This is a genomic window from Secundilactobacillus sp. MJ173 (genome assembly GCF_059704265.1).
Map to the genome: position 1 here is coordinate 49,612 of NZ_BAAKGN010000034.1, position 20,777 is coordinate 70,388.

Genomic DNA, 20,777 nt, shown 5'->3' on the forward strand with positions numbered 1-20,777 from the left:
CACCATATGGTATGATATACCCCGTATACTTTTGAAGAATGGAGCGCGACAAAGTGAATAAGCATCTAAAACATTGGCTGATTGGTATTTTAATTGTGGTCGGCATTATTTGTATCGGTATTGGTTCAGCAGGTTATTATTTCTATAATATGGCGGTTGCTCGCGGTAAGAAAACCTTTATCAATAATAGTACTGTAATTAAGAAGAGTGATCCCTTATACCACGAAAAAAGCTGGTATCGTGGCACTAAGAAACTGGTATGGCACGAAACTTCAGCGACTAAACACCTTAAACTAGTAGCCAATTACGTTCCTGCTAGTAAGCAGACTAACAAAACCATCGTGATTGCCCACGGTTTTGGCGGCAGTAGTGACAAAATGGGGGAGTACGCAGGGTTGTTTCACGAACTCGGATATAACGTACTGTTACCAGATGATCGTGGCGCCGGTAAGAGTCAGGGAAATTACATTGGCTACGGTTGGCCGGATCGCCTGGACTATTTGAAGTGGATCAAACAAGTCATTCACAAAAACGGCCCTCAGTCACAAATCGTGGTGTTCGGGACTAGTATGGGTGGCGCGACTACCATGATGATCAGTGGTGAAAAGACACCAAAACAGGTAAAGGCCTACATTGAAGACTGTGGTTATACCAGTATTTATGATGAAATTAAATATCAGGCCAAATCAATGTACAATATTCCGGAATACCCGTTAGTTCCCGTAGTCAGTGGCATTAATTACCTCAAAAACGGATATACCTTTAAACAGGCCAGTGCGTTGAAGCAGGTTGCTAAGAACCACAAACCAATGCTATTTATTCACGGAACAAGTGACACCTTCGTGCCAACGCAAATGGTTTACCCGTTGTATAAAGCCGATAAGGGACCAAAACGACTGTTGTTGGTGAACGGCGCCAAGCATGCGAAATCATACGAGCATGCACCTTCACTGTATCGGAGTACCGTCAAAGCATTTTTAGATCGGTACTTTAATTAGTAAATGCTATAATTTAGCCAGAAACCTTTTTTAGGGGGATGTTACTAATGGCTACGAATCATGCTTCATTTAGCTGGCTGACCTTTCTAGCGACCTTTTCAATGGGCGCTATTGATGCCTATACGTATATCGCTCATAACGAAACTTTCGCTAGTGCGCAGACTGGTAACCTAGTGGTTTTTGCGGTGAAATTTGCTCGTGGGGGCATTGGCCAAGCGTGGGTTTGTTTGCCTATCTGGGTGGGCTTTGCGTTGGGCTGTTTTGTGGCGCAGGCTGCGTTAAGCTGGTTGAATAATAAACGGGACTTGAGGCAGCGTTACTTATGGTTAATGAGCGTCGTGGTAGTCACCCTGCTGATAGCTACACTGGGTCAAAAGTGGTTCAGTGAACTTGTCCTCATTTTTATTTTAGGTTGGCTATCCGGATACGAACTGACGAGTTTTCGTGAAGTTAAAGACACAACGGTTAATAACGGAATTATGACGGGGAATACGAAAAATATGATTGTGGCGTTATATCATTGGCTTGTTGATCATGATCGCACTGCTCGTTCTAAGTGCTTGTGGCTAGTTGCGACACTCCTAACGTTTGTAATAGGGGCCAGCATCTCTGCAATGGCCTGTTTACGAATGAGTGCGGATCTGGTGATGTGGGTGATTCTATTACTCAATGCAGCCGGTTTGCTAGTGATTTACTTGACCAGTCGCTTTAGAAATGACGCGTAATAGCGTATAATAACAAACGTATATCGAAACTATAAATTGAGGAAGTGCCGACATGATTGATACGATCATCGTGGTTGCCACCCTCGTGATTGGTTTGTTGGCTGGCTTTATTTTACGCCGCCAAAAGCACCAGCACGAAGTTGATGAAGCAGCCCGACAAGCAGCGGCACTTCGGGAGTCCGCGCGTAAAGCTGCGGAACAGCAAGCAACAAAATATCTCACTGAAGCGAAAGCGAAGATTCAAGAAGATCGGCAAGCAACTGAAGCCGAACTGGCAGATCAGCAGACAGAGACTGAAAATCGTCTTAAACGAACTGAACAGCGTCAGGTGACGCTGAAACAGATGGAAGAACGGTTAAATCAGCGTCAGGCCTCAATCGAAGAGACGCAGGCTGCATTGAATGAGGATCAAACCCATCTGACAGAAACGAAAAGTCAGGCGCGCCAGTTATATGTTGATCGTCAAAACGAAGTGGCTACACGTGCTGAGTTAACGATTAACGAAGCGAAGGATCACATTCGACAGGAAACGGCTCGCAACCTTGAGCAAGAAGAAGATGTGACGGTTCGTGAGTTGACGGATAACGCTGAAGCATCTGCGGATAAATCTGCTCGTAATCTGATTATTGAATCGATTCAACGCGGACCAGTAGACTGGCCCCGTGAACACGCAGAACACTCTGTTCTGGTACCTACTAACGAGACGAAGAGTAAGCTGATTGGCCGTGATGGTCAACATATTCGCTTGCTAGAATCGTTGACTGGTACCGATTTGGTTTTTGATCCTGAACAGCCGAACCTGTTGCTGATCAGTACCCATGATCCTATTCGACGTGAGACAACGCGTATCGCAATTGAGAGCTTGTTGGCTTCCCGTAAAATTACGGCCGCTGCAATTGAAAAACAGGTGCAAACTGCCCAAAACGACGTACTGAAGGACCTTCGCCAGACCGGTGAACGAACCGTCAGCATGCTAAAGATTGGCTTTATGCACCCAGACTTTATGAAGATTATTGGCCGTTTGAAGTTTAGAACGTCGTACGGTCAAAACGTCTTGAATCACTCCATTGAAGTTGCCCAGATGACAGGGGTCATGGCTGCCGAATTAGGCGAAGATGTTCGTTTAGCTAAACGGGCAGGTCTTCTGCATGATATTGGGAAAGCTATTGATCACGAAATTGAAGGGACTCATGTGGAAATCGGGGTGGCTTTAGCTAAAGCCTTCGGTGAAGATCCAGTTGTAATCAACGCGATTGCGGCTCACCATGGTGATGTTGAAGCAACGTCGCCGATTTCAACACTGGTTGCTATCGCGGATGCCGTGTCAGGTTCCCGCCCTGGTGCCAGAAGTGAGTCAGTTGAAGAGTATATCAATCGTTTGCACAGCTTGGAAAAGATTGCTAACGATCAAAAAGGTGTGCAAGAGAGTTATGCCATTCAAGCTGGTCGAGAGATTCGAATCGTGGTTAAGCCAAAGGTGCTGGATGATGAAGCTAGTGCTGAACTGACTGAAAACGTGAAGAATCAGATTGAAGACGAATTAACTTATCCAGGTAAAATCAAGGTCACAACGATTCGTGAACTGCGAGCCGTTGAGTATGTTGGTGATAAGCCGGGTAAAAAGAAGAAAAAAAGGGCATAAAATAGAGTGTGAAAACAAGCGTTTAGAGAGTGGAGAATAAGGCACAGACAACGGAAATCCCGGTTTTGGATTTCTGTTGTCTGTGCCTTATTTGCAACTCTCTGCTTGTTTGAGCACGTTTTGAAAGTGTAATACAAAACTCAGTAGTTTCGAATTTAGTCTAAATAATTAAACCCTAAGTATTGAAATCATGCCAGACCGAAGCCGTCAAACGGATTTTCGTTTTAGAATTTGACAAGGTACCGTCACATTCTCAGCAAGATCATGCGCCATAATCTTTTGCACCGCCAGTCGCCCCATTTCTGCAAAAGGCTGTTTAACGGTGGTTAGAGCTGGTGTCACAATTTTAGCAACGTGAGAATCGTCAAAACCAAGGACGGCTAATTCTTCCGGTACTTTGATGTGATGTTCGTAAGCATAGGACAGCACACCCGCCGCGGCATCATCACTGGCAGCAAAGATTGCCTCTGGTCGGTGATCGCCAGTTAATAATTGTTGAGCGGCTTCAATACCTGCCTCAAAGGAAAAGTCGCCTTTAACAATCAAGTCTGGGACAAGCGGAATACGTGCCTCTGTCAGTGCTTGTTTATAGCCGGTAATTCGCTTGATACCAGTCTGTGGATCATGATGATCAACGGCGACTAGGGCAATTTTACGATAATGGTGATTTATGAGAAATGTGGTGGCATCGTGTGCAGCTTGAACGTCATCAATTTCGATCGAGGGATAATGCGGAACCGTCACATTTAGCGAGATCAAGGGAATCTTGGTGGACTCCAGGTAGTCGAGATTATCGTCATCGAACTGAACAGCCACAGAAATAATACCGCTGACTTTCTGACCAGCCATGAGATCAAGGCAAAAACGTAGGCGCTTTGGGTCGTTTAAACCGCAGTGTGCTAGTAAGATGCGGATATCGTGCGCGTACGCAGTATCTTCTACACTATCGATGATGGGGGAAGCAAAGCTTGATTTGGAGTCAGTAATGATGACACCAATCAGGTTAGACGTTTTAGCGACTAGGTTTGATGCGGCTTCGTTTTTTTGATAATGGAGTGAAGCTGCGATTTGTTCTATTTTAGTTTTGGTTTTATCGTTATAGCCGCCAGCGTGGTTGAGGACCCGGGATACCGTAGAGGGTGTTACGCCAGCTAGTTTTGCGATGTCTTTGATAGTGACCATCATTTATCTCTCCTCAAGTTTCTAGTACGAATTATACCAGTCGGTCATTGACATTAAAACCAGAGCCCCTATAATTGAGGATGTAAGCGATTACTTAGAGAATTGCTTTTTATTTTAGAAATTAGCTCAAACGTTTGAGTAAACTTAATTAGGGAGAATATCATATGATGCAAGCAAAAAAGTATTGGTGGCAAAACGCCGTCGTGTATCAAGTTTATCCACGGAGTTTTCAAGATAGCAATAACGATGGTATTGGTGATATTCAAGGGATTATTTCACGGTTAGATTACATCAAGAAGCTTGGTGTAGACATCATTTGGCTAAATCCAATGTACAAATCGCCCAATGTTGATAATGGTTATGATATCAGCGATTATCGTGCCATCCATCCGGACTTTGGTAATTTGGATGATTTCAAAGAACTATTAAGTCAGGCTCACAAATTAGGTTTGAAAATCATGATGGACTTAGTGGTTAACCACTCCTCAGATGAAAATAAGTGGTTTGAAGAAAGTCGTAAAGGCAAGGAAAATCCGTATCGCGACTATTACATTTGGCGCGATCCTGTGGATGGACACGAACCCACTAACTGGGGTTCATATTTTTCTGGTTCAACTTGGCAGTTTGATGAAGCTTCTGGTCAGTATTATTTGCACCTTTTTGCAACGAAACAGCCTGATTTGAACTGGGAGAATCCCAAGCTACGTCATTCAGTCTATGACATCATGAACTGGTGGGCAGACATGGGTGTGGACGGCTTTAGAATGGATGTCATTAATCTCATTTCTAAGCCAGCCAAGTACGAAGATGGTAAGTTAGCTGATGGTGAGCGGTACGCTAACGTTGAACCCATCGTTGCTAACGGTCACCGGGTTCATGAATTTTTACAGGAAATGCATCAAAACGTCATGGCAAAACATGACCTGGTAACGGTTGGTGAAGCACCCGGATCAACGGTTAAGGATGCCGAAAAGTATGCCAATCTGGATGAAACTGAATTAAACATGGTCTTTCAGTTCGAACATGTTTCCTTAGATGGTAATAAAAAAGCAGCGTTCGGTAAGTGGGACGACCGGCACGTGACACTGAGTGAGGTTCGTAATAGTCTGGGCAAATGGCAGACTGAACTGGGCGGCAAGGCATGGAATTCACTGTACTGGAATAACCATGATCAACCCCGGGTAGTTTCGCGGTTTGGTAACGATGATCCGCAGTACCGGGTTAAATCAGCCAAGATGCTAGCCACCTTGTTGCACTTCCTGCAGGGGACACCGTACATCTATGAAGGTGAAGAAATCGGGATGACCAATGCCCACTTTAAGCACTTATCCGACTATCAGGATTTGGAAACACACAATATTTATCAGCAGCTGGTTACTGATGAGCAGTTGATTGATTCAGATACCATGATGAAGTACATCGAATTTCACTCTCGGGATAACGCCAGAACACCAATGCAGTGGGATGACAGTGAAAACGCCGGGTTTAGTAAGCACCAGCCATGGTTGAAAGTGAACCAAAATTACCAGGAAATTAACGTTAAGCAGGCGCTGGCTGATCCTGATTCAGTCTTTTACTACTATCAAAGACTCATCAAACTCCGCCATGAATTACCAGTGATCACCGATGGTAAATACGAATTAGCACCGGGTAATGAGCAGGATCAAGACGTCTATGCTTATGCCCGAAAAGATGCTGACACCACGTTATTTGTGATTGTGAACTTCTCGGCTAAGGCATTAACACGGCAATATGAGTTGCCTGAAGGTAAGCATCTTTTGATTTCAAATTATGATGACGATTTAAAGGATCAATTAAGACCATATGAGGCCAAGGTTTATCAATTTTAGGATATAAAGAATATAGCGATCTGTGCTTCCGCAATTGGAAGTTCAGACCGCTTTTTGTCATAGATTACAGTTTCTAAAAAAGGTGTTACAATCTTTAGAAAATCGGTTGTAACGAAAGGAGGGACGCGAGATGTCAAACGCCACCTTAAAGCAGCAGATTATCACCGCCAGCCAACAAATCGGCATCGATAAAATCGGCTTCACGACGGCGGCCAATTTCGAGCATTTACGAGCTGGACTGGTGAAGCAGAAAACCGATGGGCACACTACTGGCTTTGAACACCAAAATCTCGATGAGCGATTGAATCCAAGTTTGATTTTTGATGAACCGAAAACACTAATTTCAATTGCGTTAACGTATCCTGCCAAATTAAAAGACCGGGTACCTCGAAGCGGCATGAAACGCGGTCAATTCGCACGGGCATCGTGGGGTGAAGATTACCATTTTATCTTGGATGACTACTTAGCAGCACTGATTGACGCAATTAAAAACTTGTTACCAGAGGATAATGGCATTCGGTTTAAACCAATGGTAGATACCGGCGAGTTAATTGACGTAGCAGTTGCACAACGGGCAGGTGTGGGCTTCATCGGCAAAAATGGGCTGCTGATTACGCCTGAGTTTGGGTCCTACGTTTATTTAGGCGAAATTGTGACCAACTTAGAGTTGGCGCCCGATGAACCGATGGCGTGTCAGTGTGGCGATTGTACCCGTTGCATTGATGCTTGCCCTCCTCAAGCGCTGATGGGTAACGGCCAGTTAAACGGGCAACGTTGCTTGTCCTACCAGACGCAGACTAAGGGGCAAATGCCGAATGAATTTCGGCCACTGATTCGTAATGTCATCTACGGCTGTGATATTTGTCAGGTGGTGTGTCCGTTTAATCGGGGCGTGGATAATCATTTACATGAACGGATGGAGCCAGACGTTGAACGGGTACGGCCAGAGTTAACACCCATGCTGACGCTGACAAACCGGGAGTTCAAAGAAAACTTTGGTTCAATGGCGGGGTCGTGGCGGGGGAAGAAACCGCTACAGCGAAACGCCATTATCGCGTTGGCTAATCTCAATGACACCAGTGCAATACCCAAACTGTTAGCAGTGATCGAAGCCGATCCGCGACCAGTGATTCGCGCTACTGCAGCCTATGCAGTGGGGCGGTTGAGTCAACCTGGTAACACTGCCATCGTTGATTTTTTGCGGGAAGCTTATGAGACGGAACGCACTAAGGGAACGGATGCGGAGTTGTTGCAGGAGTATCTACGGGCGATTGATCGCATTTCGGAGAGTTGAACACAAGCTAAAAAGCATCGCCAGCCAATTCAGAGTAGTGATCTATCTGAATTGGGTGGTGATGCTTTTTAATATCAAAAATAAAGAATGGCTATTTCGTATAAGGTTCATTGACGACTTCAAAATTATGGTCCACGGTTGCTTTAACTACTGAGTGCGCTCTCAGGTAATCAGCAATTAGCTGGCTCATGGGGGTTTTATTTTCGGCAATGATTTTGTCAGCGTGGAACATGTCGTAGTGACCGCCACCGCCAGCACGATAGCGGTTTAGCGCAATTTTGAACGTTTGCGCTTCAGTCACTGGTTTGCCCTTGTAAAGCAGCTTGTCGATGCGATGACCAACTGGCTTGGCGACGTTAATACGATAGTTAATGCCTTCGTACATATCATAATTATAATGGCGTAATTTCGGGGAATAGAAGGCAGGATTAACAATAATCTCATTGTTGAGATTGAGTGTAAAATAAGTCGCGGTCTTTTCAAGTGCTGCTTTAAGCTCTTTACCGGTGATGAGTTCTAACGCTAGCCCATCTGGATAGACGTAGTTAGTCATGATGTTACGCATGGTGATGGGATTTTCAAACCCGTGGCCCTCGTTGTTAAATAATGAGGTTGCGGAGATATCAGCGTCCATAGTTGTCATCTGGACGCGTTGAATAAATTCAGTATAAGCTGTTTCTTGCATTCTGGCTTTCTGAGCACTTTTGAAGGTGAGGTCACCATCTATTCGTGCTAAGGGTTCAGCCAGCCAGTGATCCACCTTTTTATCGAGCTGATGGCTATAAATGGCAATGTTTCTATCGTATTCAGCGTTTTTGGTTTCAATTATGTGAGCGCTTTTATCAGTGACGACGTACCCACCCGCTTTTGAGGGTTCTAAATGGAGCACGATTTTACCTACGGCTTCACCGCGATAACCGGGTTGAGTCACTGGCACATCGAAGACCGTTGTCGCTATTTTACGGTGCTGATGACCAGTGATCAATGCGTCGATACCTTTGACTTCCGAGAGTAGCTGATAAGCTTCATTTTCACCGTTGCTCAGCGATTCAATCAGTTTGCCGGTCTTTAAGTTGCGTTCAAAACCGCCATGATAGGAAACAATCACAACATCAACGATTTTTTTAAGTTGGGGTACTAGTTCTTTAGCGATGGAAACAGCGGTGTGGAAATGGACATCCGCACTCACGTTAGCATGGTTTTTCCACTGTAACACGGCTCGAGTCGTTAACCCAATAATGGCAATTTTAATGCCGTGACGTTCTATAATGCGATATTGCTGACCAAAGAGTGGCCGGCCGGCATCATCAAGGATATTTGCATTAACAACTGGACGGTCACTGGCATTTAACGCCCGCTCTAAATAATCAGTACCATAGTCAAATTCATGGTTACCTAAAACTTCAGCGTCATAGTGAATTTGATTATAGATTCTGACCAGCGGCTGCGGATCTGAGTGTGGCTGTACCTGGGCGACATAGTAGGCTAGAGGCGAGCCAGCCAAAAAATCACCATCATCAATGGTGACTACTGGACCCGGTGCTGACTGCTGTTCCGCAGCAAGTACCGTTGCAGCCCGAATGAGTCCAAAGGGCATGTGCGCTCTGGGCTTGACGTAATTGGTTGGGAAAATAAAGCCGTGCGTATCGCTAGTTGAAAGAATCGTAAGTGTGACCATATCGTTTCCTCCAATGCGGTTTATAATATTATAGAAAATTATAAGTTTTTTCTGACGGGATAGCAACCGGACTGCAACATTGTTTGGTTGGGATGTGGCAAGTTAAGGGACACTTAAATCACTTTCGTCTGTTATATTGTCTAGTTGGGCTACAGCAGACAAGAATGTAGCTGGGTATGGTTAACATTGTTTAGTTGGGCTACACGAAGCAGAGACTTGCACCTAGCGGTAGAGGACCATAAATCCAAGCCTAGGATTTTTGCCGAAAGCACCTTAGGCTTCGCTCTCTAAGCGCTTGCTTTCGCACCCGTAGTTGGGCTACAGCAGACAGAGACTTGCACCTAGTAAGAAAAAATCATAAATCCAAGCCCGGGATTTTTGACTTTTCCTCACTAGGCTCCAGTCTCTAACCGTCTGCCTCCGCACCCTACAAAAAAAGATCCACCCGGGGGAGGGTAGATCCAACATAGGAGTAGGCATTTTCGTGATGGGGTTCACGAAAATATTATTTTACTTTGGAGGAGTAAAATGAAAAAGCTCACTTAATATTATTTAAATATCAAGATAGGGTCAATATAGAGCTAAAATGTGAAGAAAGTGTGAAGATAACATAACAGTTAAGTTACCAAATAGCCGATTTAATATAGTTAAGCCCCTTACCTAATTGCTATTTTGCATATAAACCATTTGATCCATCGAAATTTTCTTATGGAGTTCGTCAGTCAGTTCATTGGACAGGTGCTCTTGTTGACTGACATTTTGGACGTAACTGTACTCAAATTGAAAAGCCATTAAAAACAGTTCATTTTCAGCGTCACTGGATTCTTCACTCTTAGTCGTTCTTGACTGACGCATTGCGTAATAATGGCGTACAACGTCAATTTCTTGACGGTTATCATCAGTTTCAATGGAATCAAGGTAGCCAATGGCTCTGTCATAGCAGACCTGGTTTAGTTTACTAAAAGCCGCTCGTGCTTCTGGACTGAAATCACCCCGACGCCTGCGACCGCGTTGTTTGCGGGCAGACTGCTGACCCGTCGCAGGACGTTCTTGCGACTGTGGCGAGTCTTGTTTCTGATAAACTGCCGGCAGCAGTGGTGTTGCAGCACGCAAATCAAACTGATTTTGCGATGGTGATTGCTGCCTTCTACCAAGATGCCGGTGTTCATCTTGATGTTGAAAGTAAAGTTGATGGTGAGCATTAACTTGATCAGGTTGTCCGTGTTCGTTGAGTGATTTCATTTTTGCTTCACGTTTTTGCCTGAAAGCTCGGTTAAATTGTCTACGGGCAGTTTTTGGGAAAAAGCGGAATTCCCACATTTTAACCCACATTTTAAGTCGGGCCCATGGACTTAGAAAGGCGAATTGAGATTGCAATGTAATGGCACGGCTATATTGCCAGCCAATTTTTGCTTCAACGTCGCCATTATCAATCATTTCAGTCACCGCAGCGTGTTCAACATCTTCTGCCTGTTCGAGTAGTTGATGAACGAGCTTATTATCCGCATTTTTCCGGTACTGACTTTTTTGACTGTTTAAAACTTCAATAACACTGGCCAAGCTTCCAGATTTATCATTGGTATTACGCAGCTGGTCAATGGCAAAATTCACCATTTTAACGATTTGCTCGCTAAATTCTTCTTCGGAATAGGGTGCCTGTTTATTTGGTAAAAGAATTGGCAACACCAAACTTGGCACGATCATACTGAGTAAAATGATGATACCAGCAATCAAAATAATGGCGCTGCGAAACGGGAAAGTGTGTCCTACTACAACCAAAGGTAACGAGAAGGCCATTGAGAGCGTAATCGTACCGTGAACACCACTAAGTGCCATTAACAGGTTGTCTTTAATTCGGGTGTCTTCAGAAGGCAAAGAAACCAGGTTAAACATGCACCACAAAAAGCGCATCAGCCCCATGAGTAGGTACAGTCCTACTGCAGTTAAAAGCAATAGGGGTAAATGATGGACTTCAGTTGATGAAAGGTCATTCCACACACTTGGAATGGATGCACCTAATAATACGAAAACAAAGCCGTTGAGCAGGTTTGTCACGGTGTCCCAAGTTGTTTTGTTCACTAGTTGTGTTTGAGTAGAAGTCAATCGCAGGCGCTGACCTTGAATACCGTGGACGATACCGGCAGCTACTACTGCTAAAATGCCAGAAAGGCCAAAGTGCTCGGCAGTTAAGTAGATGATAAATGGTGTTAGTAAACTGAATGGTAGGATCACAGCAATCGTATCCAACGTTTTACGCTGAAAAAGAACACGAATTAAAACAATGATCATCCCCATGACTATCCCAACAGCAATACCACCAAAAAAGACGATTAAAAACCGTTGAAATCCTTGAGCTAGTGAAAATTTGCCGGTTGTAAAGGCGGTTAACGCCAGATCCATTGCCACGATACCGGAAGCATCGTTGAAAAGTGATTCGTTTTCCAAAGCACCCATGACGTGTTCCGGCATTTCAATTCCTGATGTAATCGATGAAACGGCAACGGTATCAGTGGGGGTAACAATAGCGGCCAGCGCAAAGCAAAGTGCCAGTGGTAACGTCCCCCATAAAAGGTGTGTCAATCCGCCACCAATTACAATCGTGACCAAGGCTAAAACCACCGCTAGGGAAAGCGTTGAACTCATGTTTTTCCGTAAACGATGCATGTCCGTATTTTGACCATCGTTGAACATTAAGGGTGCAATGATCATCAGCATAAAGATTTCTGGTTCCAAATGAAAATGATTAAAAAGCGGTACTAGTGACAGCAGTATTCCCGCACCGATTTCATAAAAAGCTAGCGGTATTTTGGGATAAACAGCATATATGATGTTAGCTGCGATGGCAGCAACGACTAATAGTAAAACCGTAAAGAACGAAGTCAATGAACCCACTCCCTCAATTTAATTAATCAAATTGTAACTCATGTTCTTATTGATTACTATAATCCGAAAACTTAAACTGTGATAACAATTTTACAAGTGGATAAAACTAAATTTGTGGTGTCAAATTTTACTTTCAAAGAGTAAGTAAACCTAGGCTAAGCAAGCGTTTTGGGACGTTATAACGGATTCATAGTTTGATAAATCAATTTTATAAACGCACACAAATCTATATTGTTATAACGCGCGTGGTTATAACATTTCTGACAAATTTCGGGCTGAAAGATAATTATCTTTTCACAAGCTAAAAAATATAAAAGTAGTATTGAATTATTCTAGGATTGATGGTATTATAAAACTGTTCATGATGAAGTGTTGGGGACTTAGTAATGAATGAATTAAGACGCACCTTTGCTTTTGTTTTAGTTTTTTGTTTGTTGCTAGGAGAAAGCGAAATAAAGGAAGTGCTTATCTATGATTAATTTATATGTTGCACCAAGCAGCGCGTCAAGTCGTAAAGCGCGTGCATGGTTAGAAGATCATCATATTCCGTTTAAGGAACGTAATATTAAGTCCAATCCACTTAATGCAGATGAGATTAAGCAGATTTTACGCTTAACCGAAAACGGTAGTGAAGATATTATTTCAACCCGTTCAAACGTCTTCAAAAAACTGCACATCGACTTAGACGATTTGGCAGTCAGCCAATTAGTTGATTTAGTCGTTAAGTATCCTGACTTGATCAAACGTCCAATCATCTTTGATGACAAGCGTTTGGAAGTTGGTTACAACGAAGAGGAGATTCGCCGGTTCTTACCACGTGAAGTTCGTGTGGCTGAATTACGCGATTTAGAATCACAGCTCAGTTCATAATTTAAACTAAACTTGAAGCAGTATCCCATTTGGAGGATGCTGCTTTTTATCATGACGAAAAATCAGCCTGATTACCAGAGATACCTTATCTGATAGTCAGGCTGAATCATGATTAGTGTGTAAGATTATAGATTAAAAAATGACAGCTGTTTAAACTGATCTTGTTTAGTCGCAGATGGTCGATATTCATCGTAGCGCTTTGCAAGTTCAGGATGGTTAAGCAGGTTTAAAGTGGAGATGATCAGCTGACGAATCGTAGCTGTATCAATTTGAGAATAACCGGCAATTTGAGCAAGCACAAGAGCGTTGATACGGCGGATGAGACGGTCATCATGCGTCAGGTGGTTTAAGCTACGTAGAATTTTGCGCGCATCAAACAGCGCCTTTTTCCCGTTTTGCTTTTCCACAAAGCGAACCGTAATCTGAATATGTGACTGTTGCGGTTTTTGTTTGTTCACGGCTAAGTCTCCTTTTTCTCGATATGTTAATCGTAGAACATCCGTTTGAAAAAAGCAACAATATATGGCGTAACTTTCTTATTTTTCTACCAGATGTGGTAGAATCAGTTTTTTAGAAACTAACAGAGTGTTGTGTGACATTTTCTAAACGTTAACTGAAGTTGTGCATGAGTCTATATTGGTAAGTATTTCAATCAGTTTTGGATTTAAAGTTAGTTGGAAGTGTACTTGAGTGCGATACGTTAAAGGCCGGAATCTACCGAGTTTTTGCCACACACACGACACAAAAAGACCTGATCGTCATCACGACGATCAGGTCTTGGGGATATTACATATGATTAGCTTAAGTTAGTTACTCGAGCAGTACCAACATGGTGCCACCAAGGTGCTTTAACGGATTCAATAATCACGCCACGGTTTTGAGAATCAATCATTTTACCGCCACCGATGTAGAGACCAACGTGACTGATGCTGTGCTTGCTGCCACCGAAGAAGACCAAGTCACCCTTCTTAGCATGGGCGTATGAAACCTTCTTATATTTGTTGTACTGAGCTTGGGCCGTACGTGGAATAGCTTTTGAAGCGCCTTTTTTGTAGACGTATGAAGTTAAACCTGAGCAGTCAAACCGAGAAGGGCCAGTTGCGCCCCAGCCATAAGGTTTGCCAAGTTGTTGTTTGGCAACTTTGTAAATCTTTGAGTAAGAAGGTGTTGTAGCGGCGTTTGCTGTGGTACTGTGAGTCATGTTAGCGGCAACTGTGAAACCAAGAACTGCAATTGCTGTAAGTGCGAGTTTAACGAACCATTTCTTCATAATTTCTAAATATCCCCTTTGTGCGTTTATGTAGTCTTTTTTAAATTCATATGTGTCTTATTCAATTCAACAGAACTAAGTGTATCAATCCTAAGTTACAGTAGTGTTTCAGTGAATTATCTATTAGATTAATGAAATCGACAGAAACGTAATCTTTCGGCGGAATCACGCCTATTATGGTGCGGTGAATCCCGTTATAACGGGCGCTACTTCTTTATTGCAGGATTGTAACAAAAGCTGGAAAATTAGGGATTTTCCTAAAAAATAAAACCAAAAAACGGCGATTTTAATTTAAAATCGCCGTTTTTTGGTTTTATTTAAGAGAATTAAAGGGTTATTTCTGATTTTGGTGTGCCATCAGTTGGTAACTGTAAGTAACTTAAATGAGACGTGTCGATAATACTAATATAGTGGGTAAAATTATGATTAGTCGGCTGTTTGCCTGCTTGTCTGGGAATAATTACCTGTTGAAGGATCGAATCTGCACGCGCAACCGCATCATGAGCTGTTTTTGGTTGGGGTTGGCCCCACAGGTTGATCGTGGTTCTGATAAACCGGTTGGTGGGAATGGGTCCTTCTGGCAACGGCTTGTTTTCAGTTAACCACTGACTAGCCGCACATCGTAAATGAATGGCATCGGTATTCAAAAAGTTGTTAACGCGTTCAATATGGTTAGCGAGTTCAGGTGTGTTAGTCAGCACGTTTAGTGGATCACTGATTAAGGTCAGCGAGTGGGTAGTGGGCTCTAACACTGCCGTTGCACCAGTTTTATCCGCTAATAACCAGTGGAAGGGATAGACCTTGTTTTCTGCGTACCAGACCTTGCCGATAAGGGCAAGGTTGTCCAGGTCAGCAGCGACTTCCGCAATCGTACTGTGCTGGCTAAGCACCCACAGAATGAAGTCTTGAGGCGTGAGGTTCGTCATGCCAGCTTGCGGTTCATCGTAGTAGTGAACCCGGTTGGGAAAATAAAGTTCAGCGCAACTAAGTCCCTGAGTATTCAGCCCATCCCCAAAGAGATAATGGCCGTTCAAGTGGCGAGCAGAACCAACGATCCGATACTTACTGGTGTGCTGTTCGCCTAAAATTGGCCGCCATTCAGTACCGGCTTCAAGAATAGTTGGTTTCCAAGGATCAACGTTTGGAAAATCCATCGTTCTTGCCAGTAGATGGGTGCCGTCCGCAGCTGTTAATGTAAGACTGGTACACATTTCAAAAGCCCCCTACTTATGTTGTATAATAACATTATAGGTCATGGAAACATTTCTACCTAAGGACTTGTTTTTGAACCCCATTTTCGATAACCTAAAAGGAAGTTAAGCGCTTCTCCGGGTGGGGCAAAGTGACAAAAGCATTAAATCATGGATAAGAATGGGAGAATTTAGCATGAAATCAGCATGGAATTTAGTCGGTATGGGGCTTTGGCTTCTACTGTTAATCTACTTAATTTGGATGGTGCACGATATGCGTGTGCGCCGGCTGAAGCTTTTAGTTACGGAGAAACGGTCTTGGTCGTGGCAAAATTTAACCAAATCGAGTATTGAATTAGTGATTTTCCTGCTGGGTTTGTGGGGGATGGGTTACGCAACGTTGTTCCAAGACGTCAGTCAACTTAATCCTAATCGAGTTACTATTGCTTATCAGTATAAGCCACTGGTCCTAGACACCAGTGCTGTAGGTAAATCAGATTACGTCATCGTTAAGACGGGCAATGGCCGTAAACCGGCACAGTATTATACCTTTTATACTCAGGGTGAAAAGGACATTGTTCCCGGTGACAGTGCCACCGTTTCGGCGGGACCACATCCCATCAACCTGGTGGCATCCTCGTATAAGTGGGATGCCAAGAAAGTTAACCAGATGGAAAAGCAGCATCAAAAAGCTTGGGTCGGTGTTGTAGAAACCACCTATAAAAAAGATTTTCTAAACGGTATTGGTCTTCACGCGGGTCGATTAGCCAACCGGTTCACGCTGATTCGGGTGCCAGACCATTCGTTTGTTAAACAAGTTACGGATGATAATGAACAGTAGAGTGTGTGACAAAACGCGGTAGATTCCAGAATTTAACGCAAATAAGACCTATTCCGGTGGAAACTTTGCCGGAATAGGTCTTATTTGCGTTAAATGGCCGGAATCTGAGTTTTGAAGCATGATTAAAATATTACTTCAGGTATTTTGCCCAGACACTACTTGGGGCATATAGGTTACGCAACGTGTTAGCATCTGCCGTGGTCGTGCCCATTTTAACCGGATATGGTGGATTGAAATCTGGGATTTTATCAGGATCTGTACTTGGTTGAGTCAGCATAATCGTTGCTGGTTTTAGAGCCGCACCACCATTAACGTTCTCGGCCCAGTCTTCGTCTAATACAACTGAGAAGTTTTGTGTCCATTTGCCATTACGATAAACATCATCATTAAATGCAGGTGAGGTAAAGTTTGGATCAATCTGACGGTAATGGGTCGCCTTACTATGGTTGATATTAACTGCGGTACGGGTTGGATCAGCTAGACCATAGGCAATCCCATTGCGATAAACAATTTGATTAGGGAACTTCAAAATGTTGGCTGTTTTGACATATTCAAGTTGAGTGCCGTTTTGAACAACTGACAGACTGCCCTTGGCTAGAGTGTAGATTTTATCAGCTTGAGTGTAGAAATAGGGGTCTTCGACGGCATAACTAGGTAAAGCGTAACTGATGGGTGTGAATATGACTGTACCGGTATCTGACGGCTGTTTGTTTGAGTCGTAACTCTTGACGCTGACGGCAGAGGCGGCATCGTAAAAGGCTTTGAAGGTTCCTGCTGTTGCCCATTCGCTACCTGAGTAAGAATTACCGGTACCTTCATCGATAACGTTGTTGGTCATGTATTCGACATATGGCACCATGGTCTTAGATTTTGATGAGCTAATCGGCCGCATAACGATGCGGAAGTTTTGCCAGCCATTGTAGGTTGGATCACCGTCATGGTCGGGTGCTAATGATCCAGTGCCTGTGATACCGGCAGCGTTGTTCGAAGCTTTAATGAAGGCAACCACTTTGTTAATTTGCGAAGTGGTTGGTTTTTTAGCGTATGCCGAGTACGAAGAAAGCCCAGTTAGTTGAGGTTTCTTCAGTGTATAATCAGTTTCTGACCCCACTTGACTCCAGTCACTCTTGGGAATGCTGCTGTACACAACTTCCTTATCACTGTTGGTTCTGTATGAAACGTCAGGGTTCTGACCAGCCTTGAAGTAACCGTGCCAGACATAACCGTTGTAACGGCCATTGGTAACTTGATAGTAGATTGACCGCTTTTTACCTGATTGTAAGGTAATCGTTGAAGTTCGAGACCAGGTTGTGTGAGGATAATTTTTTAAATTATGAAGCTTTTTCGTGTGGGATAAATTCCACATGTATGCGTTACTATGTTTATTTTTAAGGTAAAACGTCGAGAATGGTGCATTGTCCTCAGTTCGTTTTACGACTCGGTAAGATGCTGAAGCCGTTGGTGTTTGCAGGCTACTATACGCGATGCCTAATCCGGCAATCAACGCAGCGGTGCTAATTAATAGTTTACGATTCAAAACGTGTCCTTCTCACTTAATATTCGTACAAATCTACTGTAGCATTGAGCCTAGTAAATGTAAATTTAATAGGAAACTAAAAGCACCGTCCTTCACATAAAGGGCGGTGTTTTTTGAGTTAACTCAATACCAATCCATTACAGATTGGGGGCAATCACCATAGTCAAGTCTGGTCGTATTTCTGCGGAGCCACGTACTTGAGTTGATCGTTTGGAGGTGGTAATCACCATAGAATAGTATAGTCAGTTTTAGCGTAAATGTTTAATAGTTGGCTCAGGTTTTTACGCGTGCGCAAAGTCGTTTGGATTTGCATCTAATGGCCCATAATCATCCATATTCGTATCGCGATAATCCCACCACTCGTTTTCGTAGCCAACGAAACCAGCATCGGTCATAGCCTTGACTAGGGTCTGGAAGTTCTTTTCTTGAGTGGGGGTTCGTGGGTAGTCACGGACTGCCTTTCCTGTGAAATCATCGAAACCGGACTGCATTTCGATTTCTTTACCATCTAAGTCAGTGAGGGTGAGGTCAAAAGTGACGCCTTTTTGATGGGAGTAATTTCGGTCTGGTTTCGCAACCCAAGTGGGGTCAGAAACGACTTCAAATAATTTTTCCTGAGCCTCGGTTGGTCGGTAGGCGTCCCAAACTTTAATACGATAGCCTTGCTCTTTAAGTGCTTTGGCGGCCTTGGCGAGTTTCTTCGCCGTACCGATTCTGGCAATCGCGGTGGTAAAGTCATAGATGACTCGGCCAGTGAAATTATCGGTAGTCGCGTATTTCAGGTCAACAATAATATCTGGATCTGCGTCTTGAATGTTCATGTATCCTTCTTCAGTCATAGATATCCCTCCTGTGATGACGTTTTCAAGAGGATTATAGCATATATGTAGTGGTATTTGGTACTTACCGATGACATGAATTTGCTTGATTTAAACAAATAAGTAAAGAATAATGCTCAGAATTAGTATAAAATTAAAAATTTTCAAACAATAGTCATAATTTGGTTACTTGTCTCCGATAAACTAAAAGTGTTAAAGAATAGTGATAAGGAGATGAGGACGATGCAAACACCTAAAGTAGAACCGAAAAAGAGACGGTTTAAAATGCCGTCAGCGTATACGATTCTGTTCATGATTATTTGTTTAGTGGCAATTCTCACTTGGATTATTCCTGCAGGGGCTTATAACACAGATAAAGCTGGTAATATTATTGCGCATACTTATAAGTCAGTAACGGCGAACCCACAAGGTATTTGGGACGTCTTCATGGCACCAATTTACGGGATGATCGGTAACGACCATACCGAAGGCGCAATTTCAATCTCGCTATTTATTCTTGTGATCGGTGGTTTCCTTGGTGTTGTTAACAAGACCAAGGCGTTGGATGACGGTATTGGTGCTGTTGTTCGTAAATATAAAGGAAAAGAAAAACGTTTAATTCCGATTTTGATGATTTTGTTTGCTTTAGGCGGTTCAACATATGGGATGGCAGAAGAAACCATTGCGTTTTATCCACTGCTGATTCCAGTGATGATCGGTGTAGGATTTGATTCCTTAACAGCCGTGGCGATTATCTTAGTTGGGTCACAAATTGGCTGTTTGGCTTCAACGGTGAACCCGTTCGCGACTGGTGTGGCCAGTCAAACCTTGGATATTTCGATGGGGCAGGGCCTCTTCCCACGGTTACTGCTGCTGATTATTACCCTGGTACTGAGCATCTGGTATGTTTACCGGTATGCGTCAAAGGTTGAAAAAGATCCAAGCAAATCAGCTGTGTTTGAACAGCGTCAAGCAGATCTGGATCGTTTCTCAGTCAGCGATGCGGATGAAAGCGGCACTATGACTGGTCGGCAAAAAGGGGTCCTCACGCTATTTGGCTTAACATTCCTGCTGATGATTGTTGGTTTGATTCCTTGGAGCACGATTAATAGTAATTGGACATTCTTTGAAAGTACAACGAAGTGGCTATCTGGTATTCCGGTATTAGGTAACATTTTAGGTAGCGACATGGTACCGATGGGTGACTGGTACTTCTCAGAAATTACCATGCTCTTCCTATTAATGGCAGTTGTGGTGATGTTTGTTTATAAGATGAAGGAAGCAGATTTCATTCACGCCTTCCTTGGCGGTATGGCAGAATTCCTCAGTGTAGCCATCATCGTGGCGGTTGCTCGTGGGATTCAAGTGGTGATGAACGACGGTTTAATTACTGATACGGTGCTTCATTGGGGTGAAATGGGACTTAAGGGTCTCTCAGAAAGTGTCTTCATTATCATTACCTACATTTTCTACATTCCAATGTCGTTCCTGATTCCGTCAACTTCAGGTCTTGCATCAGCAACTATGGGAATTATCGGACCGATGGGTAAATTTGCTGGCGTGGATGGCAGCGTAGTTATCACGGCGTACCAAGCAGCGTCAGGTTGGGTAAACTTGATTACCCCAACCTCAGGTGTTGTGATGGGGGCCTTGGCCATTGCGCACATCAACATTAGTGTATGGTGGAAGTGGATCGCCAAATTGATGATTTACCTGTTCATTGTGACGAGTGTGTTCTTGGGAGTATTGGCAATTTTATAAGGTGCGGATACAGACGGTTAGAGACTGGAGCCTAAGCTGATACCGGTAGAAATCCCGGGCTTGGATTTATAGCGGTATTGGCTTAGGTGCAAGTCTCTGTCTGTAGGAGCCTAATTAAGTAAGGTGCGGAAACAAGCGGTTAGAGAGCGGAGTGTAAGGGGCGGGTGCCAAAAATCCCGAACTTGGATTTTAGGTAGCTGCCCCTTACATGCAGCTCTCTGCTTGTTGTAGCCTGATT

16 protein-coding genes are annotated in these 20,777 nt (G+C 43.6%); 8 read left to right on the forward strand and 8 right to left on the reverse strand.

The annotated features are described in order from the left end of the window. Nucleotides 1-53 precede the first annotated feature (53 nt). From AC6H04_RS05245 to rny, 3 genes are read left to right on the forward strand one after another with little or no spacing between them, the layout of a single operon-like run. Entirely contained in the window at nt 54-998 is a 945-nt protein-coding gene (locus AC6H04_RS05245) for an alpha/beta hydrolase (protein ID WP_497570683.1), read from the forward strand. 47 nt (nt 999-1,045) lie between these two features. Further along, on the forward strand, nt 1,046-1,723 hold the full coding sequence (locus AC6H04_RS05250) for a YoaK family protein (RefSeq protein WP_497570684.1): 678 nt from the start codon (nt 1,046-1,048) through the stop codon (nt 1,721-1,723). Nucleotides 1,724-1,775: 52 nt separating this feature from the next. Continuing rightward, entirely contained in the window at nt 1,776-3,365 is a 1,590-nt protein-coding gene (gene rny / locus AC6H04_RS05255) for a ribonuclease Y (RefSeq protein ID WP_497570685.1), read from the forward strand. 207 nt (nt 3,366-3,572) lie between these two features. Here the strand turns inward: rny and AC6H04_RS05260 are convergent, their stop codons facing one another. Continuing rightward, on the reverse strand, nt 3,573-4,547 hold the full coding sequence (locus tag AC6H04_RS05260; protein ID WP_497570686.1) for a LacI family DNA-binding transcriptional regulator: 975 nt from the start codon (nt 4,545-4,547) through the stop codon (nt 3,573-3,575). A gap of 164 nt (nt 4,548-4,711) precedes the next feature. Here AC6H04_RS05260 and AC6H04_RS05265 point away from each other — a divergent pair, with 164 nt between their 5' ends. Further along, on the forward strand, nt 4,712-6,397 hold the full coding sequence (locus AC6H04_RS05265) for a glycoside hydrolase family 13 protein (RefSeq protein WP_497570687.1): 1,686 nt from the start codon (nt 4,712-4,714) through the stop codon (nt 6,395-6,397). A gap of 130 nt (nt 6,398-6,527) precedes the next feature. Then, a complete protein-coding gene (gene queG / locus AC6H04_RS05270; protein ID WP_497570688.1) occupies nt 6,528-7,691 on the forward strand; it encodes a tRNA epoxyqueuosine(34) reductase QueG in 1,164 nt (387 codons plus the stop codon). A 91-nt stretch (nt 7,692-7,782) separates the two neighbouring features. Here the strand turns inward: queG and AC6H04_RS05275 are convergent, their stop codons facing one another. Together AC6H04_RS05275 and AC6H04_RS05280 are read right to left on the reverse strand one after the other, a co-directional pair. After that, nucleotides 7,783-9,369 carry a bifunctional metallophosphatase/5'-nucleotidase gene (locus AC6H04_RS05275; RefSeq protein ID WP_497570689.1) on the reverse strand — a complete coding sequence of 529 codons (1,587 nt, stop codon included), beginning with the start codon at nt 9,367-9,369 and terminating at the stop codon, nt 7,783-7,785. A 660-nt stretch (nt 9,370-10,029) separates the two neighbouring features. Beyond that, the gene (locus AC6H04_RS05280) at nt 10,030-12,252 is read right to left on the reverse strand and encodes a cation:proton antiporter domain-containing protein (RefSeq protein WP_497570690.1); all 2,223 of its coding nucleotides are present in this window, start codon (nt 12,250-12,252) and stop codon (nt 10,030-10,032) included. 471 nt (nt 12,253-12,723) lie between these two features. Between AC6H04_RS05280 and spx the strand changes: the two genes are divergently transcribed. Further along, the gene (spx, locus tag AC6H04_RS05285; protein ID WP_098824604.1) at nt 12,724-13,122 is read left to right on the forward strand and encodes a transcriptional regulator Spx; all 399 of its coding nucleotides are present in this window, start codon (nt 12,724-12,726) and stop codon (nt 13,120-13,122) included. 125 nt (nt 13,123-13,247) lie between these two features. Here the strand turns inward: spx and AC6H04_RS05290 are convergent, their stop codons facing one another. From AC6H04_RS05290 to AC6H04_RS05300, 3 genes are all read right to left on the reverse strand, one after another. Next, a complete protein-coding gene (locus AC6H04_RS05290; RefSeq protein WP_180245684.1) occupies nt 13,248-13,580 on the reverse strand; it encodes an ATP cone domain-containing protein in 333 nt (110 codons plus the stop codon). Nucleotides 13,581-13,918: 338 nt separating this feature from the next. Continuing rightward, nucleotides 13,919-14,392, reverse strand: a complete 474-nt coding sequence (locus tag AC6H04_RS05295) for a C40 family peptidase (RefSeq protein ID WP_497570691.1) — start codon at nt 14,390-14,392, stop codon at nt 13,919-13,921. A gap of 326 nt (nt 14,393-14,718) precedes the next feature. Next, on the reverse strand, nt 14,719-15,603 hold the full coding sequence (locus AC6H04_RS05300; protein ID WP_497570692.1) for a linear amide C-N hydrolase: 885 nt from the start codon (nt 15,601-15,603) through the stop codon (nt 14,719-14,721). A gap of 175 nt (nt 15,604-15,778) precedes the next feature. Here AC6H04_RS05300 and AC6H04_RS05305 point away from each other — a divergent pair, with 175 nt between their 5' ends. Then, nucleotides 15,779-16,423 carry an LVIS_2131 family protein gene (locus tag AC6H04_RS05305; protein ID WP_497570693.1) on the forward strand — a complete coding sequence of 215 codons (645 nt, stop codon included), beginning with the start codon at nt 15,779-15,781 and terminating at the stop codon, nt 16,421-16,423. A gap of 130 nt (nt 16,424-16,553) precedes the next feature. On the opposite strand, the gene AC6H04_RS05310 is transcribed toward AC6H04_RS05305, so the two are convergent. Continuing rightward, nucleotides 16,554-17,960: a hypothetical protein gene (locus AC6H04_RS05310; protein ID WP_497570694.1), complete on the reverse strand. Its 1,407-nt coding sequence runs from the start codon at nt 17,958-17,960 to the stop codon at nt 16,554-16,556. 281 nt (nt 17,961-18,241) lie between these two features. Further along, nucleotides 18,242-18,799, reverse strand: a complete 558-nt coding sequence (locus AC6H04_RS05315; protein ID WP_497570695.1) for a M15 family metallopeptidase — start codon at nt 18,797-18,799, stop codon at nt 18,242-18,244. 213 nt (nt 18,800-19,012) lie between these two features. On the opposite strand from AC6H04_RS05315, the gene AC6H04_RS05320 reads away from it, so the two are divergent. Continuing rightward, entirely contained in the window at nt 19,013-20,539 is a 1,527-nt protein-coding gene (locus AC6H04_RS05320; RefSeq protein ID WP_497570696.1) for a YfcC family protein, read from the forward strand. Nucleotides 20,540-20,777 lie beyond the last annotated feature (238 nt).

Bases quoted from the DNA above. Each gene is read 5' to 3' on its own strand.
- AC6H04_RS05305 (WP_497570693.1), top strand. From the start codon at position 15,779: ATGAAATCAGCATGGAATTTAGTCGGTATGGGGCTTTGGCTTCTACTG.
- rny (WP_497570685.1), top strand. From the start codon at position 1,776: ATGATTGATACGATCATCGTGGTTGCCACCCTCGTGATTGGTTTGTTG.
- AC6H04_RS05315 (WP_497570695.1), bottom strand. From the start codon at position 18,799: ATGACTGAAGAAGGATACATGAACATTCAAGACGCAGATCCAGATATT.
- AC6H04_RS05300 (WP_497570692.1), bottom strand. From the start codon at position 15,603: ATGTGTACCAGTCTTACATTAACAGCTGCGGACGGCACCCATCTACTG.
- AC6H04_RS05265 (WP_497570687.1), top strand. From the start codon at position 4,712: ATGATGCAAGCAAAAAAGTATTGGTGGCAAAACGCCGTCGTGTATCAA.
- AC6H04_RS05260 (WP_497570686.1), bottom strand. From the start codon at position 4,547: ATGGTCACTATCAAAGACATCGCAAAACTAGCTGGCGTAACACCCTCT.
- spx (WP_098824604.1), top strand. From the start codon at position 12,724: ATGATTAATTTATATGTTGCACCAAGCAGCGCGTCAAGTCGTAAAGCG.
- AC6H04_RS05250 (WP_497570684.1), top strand. From the start codon at position 1,046: ATGGCTACGAATCATGCTTCATTTAGCTGGCTGACCTTTCTAGCGACC.
- queG (WP_497570688.1), top strand. From the start codon at position 6,528: ATGTCAAACGCCACCTTAAAGCAGCAGATTATCACCGCCAGCCAACAA.
- AC6H04_RS05295 (WP_497570691.1), bottom strand. From the start codon at position 14,392: ATGAAGAAATGGTTCGTTAAACTCGCACTTACAGCAATTGCAGTTCTT.
- AC6H04_RS05320 (WP_497570696.1), top strand. From the start codon at position 19,013: ATGAGGACGATGCAAACACCTAAAGTAGAACCGAAAAAGAGACGGTTT.
- AC6H04_RS05275 (WP_497570689.1), bottom strand. From the start codon at position 9,369: ATGGTCACACTTACGATTCTTTCAACTAGCGATACGCACGGCTTTATT.